5 protein-coding genes are annotated in these 4291 nt (G+C 37.2%); all 5 read right to left on the minus strand.

Going from position 1 to position 4291, the window contains the following annotated elements:
- Positions 1–86: 86 nt before the first annotated feature.
- The 5 genes from nth to HMPREF9088_RS06255 all read right to left on the minus strand — a co-directional run bounded on the left by nth (position 87) and on the right by HMPREF9088_RS06255 (position 3986).
- Complete coding sequence (gene nth / locus HMPREF9088_RS06235; RefSeq protein WP_007208320.1) at positions 87–734, minus strand: endonuclease III; 648 nt, start codon at positions 732–734, stop codon at positions 87–89.
- The gene (locus tag HMPREF9088_RS06240) at positions 724–1446 is read right to left on the minus strand and encodes a DnaD domain-containing protein (RefSeq protein ID WP_007208321.1); all 723 of its coding nucleotides are present in this window, start codon (positions 1444–1446) and stop codon (positions 724–726) included. Before HMPREF9088_RS06240 ends, nth begins: the two co-directional genes overlap by 11 nt.
- A gap of 83 nt (positions 1447–1529) precedes the next feature.
- A complete protein-coding gene (locus HMPREF9088_RS06245) occupies positions 1530–1964 on the minus strand; it encodes a Fur family transcriptional regulator (protein WP_007208322.1) in 435 nt (144 codons plus the stop codon).
- A 155-nt stretch (positions 1965–2119) separates the two neighbouring features.
- Entirely contained in the window at positions 2120–3046 is a 927-nt protein-coding gene (gene cysK / locus HMPREF9088_RS06250) for a cysteine synthase A (RefSeq protein ID WP_007208323.1), read from the minus strand.
- A gap of 100 nt (positions 3047–3146) precedes the next feature.
- Entirely contained in the window at positions 3147–3986 is an 840-nt protein-coding gene (locus HMPREF9088_RS06255; RefSeq protein ID WP_007208324.1) for a glucosaminidase domain-containing protein, read from the minus strand.
- Positions 3987–4291: the final 305 nt, after the last annotated feature.

Raw genomic sequence — 4291 nt, forward strand, 5'->3', positions numbered from 1 at the left:
GACAAAGAGCCGAAAATCTAGAAGTTATTTCTCAAACTTCTAGATTTTCTGGTCTTTGTTTATTGCAATCTAGCCAAAGTCCTCTGTTATAAATTCTTCATAATAGTTTTTCCTTCTTGGCACATGTCAAGCAATGGGCATTGCGCACAATTTGGTTTACGCGCTGTACAATGATACCTTCCGAAAAAAATCATCGTATGGTGTGCCCGAATCCATAAATTTTCGGGAATTTTTTTCATTAAAGTCTCTTCTACTTCAATAACATTAGCTGTTAGTTTACAAATTCTCAGACGTTTACTGATTCTTTCAACATGCGTATCAACAGCGATTGCCGGTACACCAAACGCGTCTCCTAATACGACATTGGCAGTCTTTCTTCCAACTCCGGCTAAAGACATTAATTCTTCGCGAGATGCCGGCACTTGACCATCGTAAGTAGCAATGAGCTGTTGTGAACAGAGTTGAATATTTTTAGCCTTATTTCGAAAAAGTCCGATTGATTTGATGTAAGGTATGATTTCATTAACGCTCGCATTCGCAAAAGCAGCCGGGTCTGGAAACTTTGCAAATAAATCCGGCGTGACTTTGTTCACCGAGATATCTGTCGCTTGCGCACTTAAAATCACAGCAATTAAAAGCTCAAACGCATTTTTATGGACTAATTCGCCGTGCGCCTCGGGATACATGTCCATCATTTTTTGAAGTGCGATTAGCGTTTTTTGTTTACTTATCATTGTCTTCCTCATCTAGCCAATTATGCAAGGTCACTTTTGGTAATGGCGCAGTTGTATTCATTGTTTGGTCCACTTGGGATTGTAATTTTTTTCTTTGTCTATTTTTTTGTTCATTCGCCACTTGTTCTTTTGTGCGAATGTTCTTCCGCTCCCAAGCTAACAGAATTCGATCGATATAATTAAAATTGTATACTTGATTCAAAACAGCTTCTTTCAAAGCCAGTTCTATTAATGCTGGTGAATAATGATCTTCATCTAACCATTGATGCACACGTTGAAACTCAATACCAGACAACGGTCGACCAAATTCTTGCTCCAACAAACCAAATAATCGTTTTATTTGGCCTTCGATTTTTGAGTTTTCCTGATTTTCTTCCACTTGTTCCATCCATTGTTGCAATTTTTCGTATGCAGGATTCAAAGAAAAACGATCAGTTAATTGGCCATTCTCCCCTTTGTCTGAATAAATCGTCACCATATTTTTTTGGACCAACTGGTTAACGATTTGATAGACATTTTTTATATCCATTTGCAAATCGTCCGCAATCTTGCGAAAATCAATCATCACATAACCATTTTGATCCTGAACATAAATCTGTATCCACATCGCAAATTCTTGGTCATCCAACCCTAACTGACGATAACGTGTCAAAAAAATATTTGACATCGTTGTTTGACCAGCGGATAGATAATTCATCATTAAATTACTCATACAATTTCCTGCTTTCTATTCATTGATCCAATGAAAAAAGGAAAACAAAGTATCGTTTTCCTTTTGATAGTCCGTGCTATTTCTTACTCAACTACTTCTTTTTGACAAGCGGGACATAAGCCATATACTTCTAAGCGATGGCTATCAATCTTATAGCCGGTCAATCTACTCGCTGCAATTTCAATATCATCTAAATTAGGATAATGAAAATCAGTTATCTTCCCACATTTTGAACAAATCGCATGGTAATGCAACTCAGTAGTAAAATCAAAACGACTTGCACTATCGCCATAGCTCATTTCAGTGACAAAACCCAAGTCAGTGAACAAACGTAAATTATTGTAGACAGTCGCAACACTCATACCTGGAAAGTCTACCTCAATCTGCTTGTACACTTCTTCGGCAGTTGGATGATTCTTAGACTGGATTAAGACTTCTAAAATCGCTATTCTTTGAGGTGTGATTCGTATATTTTTTTGCTTTAATGAATCGATTATTGAATTTAAGGTGGCAGTCAAGGCAATCCTCCCTTTCTATCTCCCTTATCATACTATTTTTAAGTCTTTTTTTCTACCACTTTTACTTGAAAGTTTCTAGTAAAAAATGAACGAACACCACTGTCGATTACCAGATAGATCGACGTAAGCTGTTCGTTCATTGTTTTTAAATCCTATTAATCTTCAAAATCGTAAAGAGCAGTTGATAAATATCTTTCACCATTATCTGGTAAAATTGCTAGGACTTTCTTCCCTTTACCCAATTTTTTCGCCACTTGCAACGCAGCATTAACTGCGGCACCTGAAGAAATTCCAACCAAGAACCCTTCTTGATGAGCTACTTCTCTTGCTGTTTTAATAGCATCATCACCCGCCACTGCAATCACTTCAGTAATGACATCTCTATCTAAAACTTTTGGCACAAATCCAGTTCCGATTCCTTGAATTTTATGCGGTCCTGGTTGTCCTCCTGAAAGTACAGCAGATTCAGCCGGCTCTACACCCACAATATCGATACCTGGGAATTTTTCTGCTAAAACTTTACCCGCTCCTGTAATCGTTCCACCTGTACCAATACCTGAAACAAAAGCATCTAAACCATCTGCAAACGCATCAGCAATTTCTACACCCGTCGTCACTTCATGAATATGTGGATTTTCAGGATTTTCAAATTGCAATGGTAAAAAATACCCTTCTTTTTCTGCAAGTTCTGTCGCCTTAGCGATTGAACCTTTGATTCCTTCGCTTCCTGGAGTCAATATCAATTCAGCACCATAAGCTTGCATTAATTTCCGACGCTCGATACTCATTGTCTCTGGCATAACAATAATCACTTTGTAACCTTTCGCAGATCCAATCATAGCTAAGCCAATACCAGTATTCCCTGATGTTGGTTCAATAATAGTTGAGCCAGGTTGCAACTCTCCTGTTTGTTCAGCTTTTTCAATCATTGCCAAGGCAATCCGATCTTTCACGCTACTTCCAGGATTGAAAGACTCTAATTTCACATATACATCCGCTGCATCTTCAGGAACAAGTTTCGATAATTTTACAATTGGCGTTTGGCCGACTAATTCGGTAATTGATTCATAAATTTTACTCATACTATCGCCTCCTAGTTTTCTTTGATTTTATAGCAAACGTTTTTATAAAGCAATCGAACAAAAAGAATTGGTGATTCAAAAAATGAATCACCAATTCTTTTTAAATAGATAACTGTTGACCTACGACAATTAATTCACCTGAGATATTATTTTGTGCCACGAGTTGATCAACTGAGACACCAAACTTTTGGGCAATTCCCCATAAAGTATCACCTTGTGCAACTGTATAAGTAGCAGTCGCTTGATACGTAGTGGTTGTAGTGGTTGTAGTAGTTGTCGTTGTCGTCGTTGTTTGAGTGTAATACGATGGCGTATCATATTGCGTTAAATTATATCTTTGAATCAGACTGTTTAACTTTTGATTGTAATTAGGATCAGTAGCATACCGCCCAGTCAAGTATGCAGTCGCATCATAATAACTAGTGGTCTGACTTTTCCATGCACCTGCATATCGTGCTTGTCCGGTAACACTGCTAGATGCCAACAAGACATTTGCGTGATCCACCAAGGATTCATAGTACGAATTATATTGGCGGAAAGGTTCCGTCATCGTAACCCATTGACCATTTAAATACTCTTGTGTTGGCAACCAAACAGTTGCTCCACCATTGTATGCTTTGACTCCAAATAAATTATAATAAGGAGCGCTAGAAAGTACAGAACTGCCATTCCCACTTTCAAGTAATGCCTGAGCAATCATGACAGAAGCATATAAGTCATTTTGATTCGCAATTTCAGATGCAGCTGTTCCAATTTGGTTGATTAAACTTTGGGCGTTTGCGACGCCATCCTCATTAGCATAGACAGTACTTGGTGCTAGCGATATCACTGTTGGCGCGCCTACCATTGCAATACCCACTAATGGAACCATGTTTTTTAGTGGCGATTTACGTGGATCTATATTTTTTATATGTCGTTCGCTTCTCGTTTTTACTACCATCTTTTCCTCCTAAGCTAACCCTACAAAAAGTTCTAAAGATTTCATAAAGATAGTATAAAAGTAATAAGCTGATAAAACAAACAAACCGATTAAAAAATTCTTTAAAAGTTTTCTTAAAAACTCATAAAAATCGTTAATTTATAAAAGTCTTTTAAAAAACTAAAAAAAGGCGTGTTATAGAAAAAATCCCCAATACTTAAACAAATTAACCCAGAGAATCTAAACTCTCTACGATGAAAAAAGGGCTCTATAATATTTGGTGTTGTTACTCAAATAGAGTAGTGACATCAAATATTTTTTTATAA

This window comes from Enterococcus italicus DSM 15952, from assembly GCF_000185365.1.
GTDB classification, from domain to species: Bacteria; Bacillota; Bacilli; order Lactobacillales; family Enterococcaceae; genus Enterococcus_G; species Enterococcus_G italicus.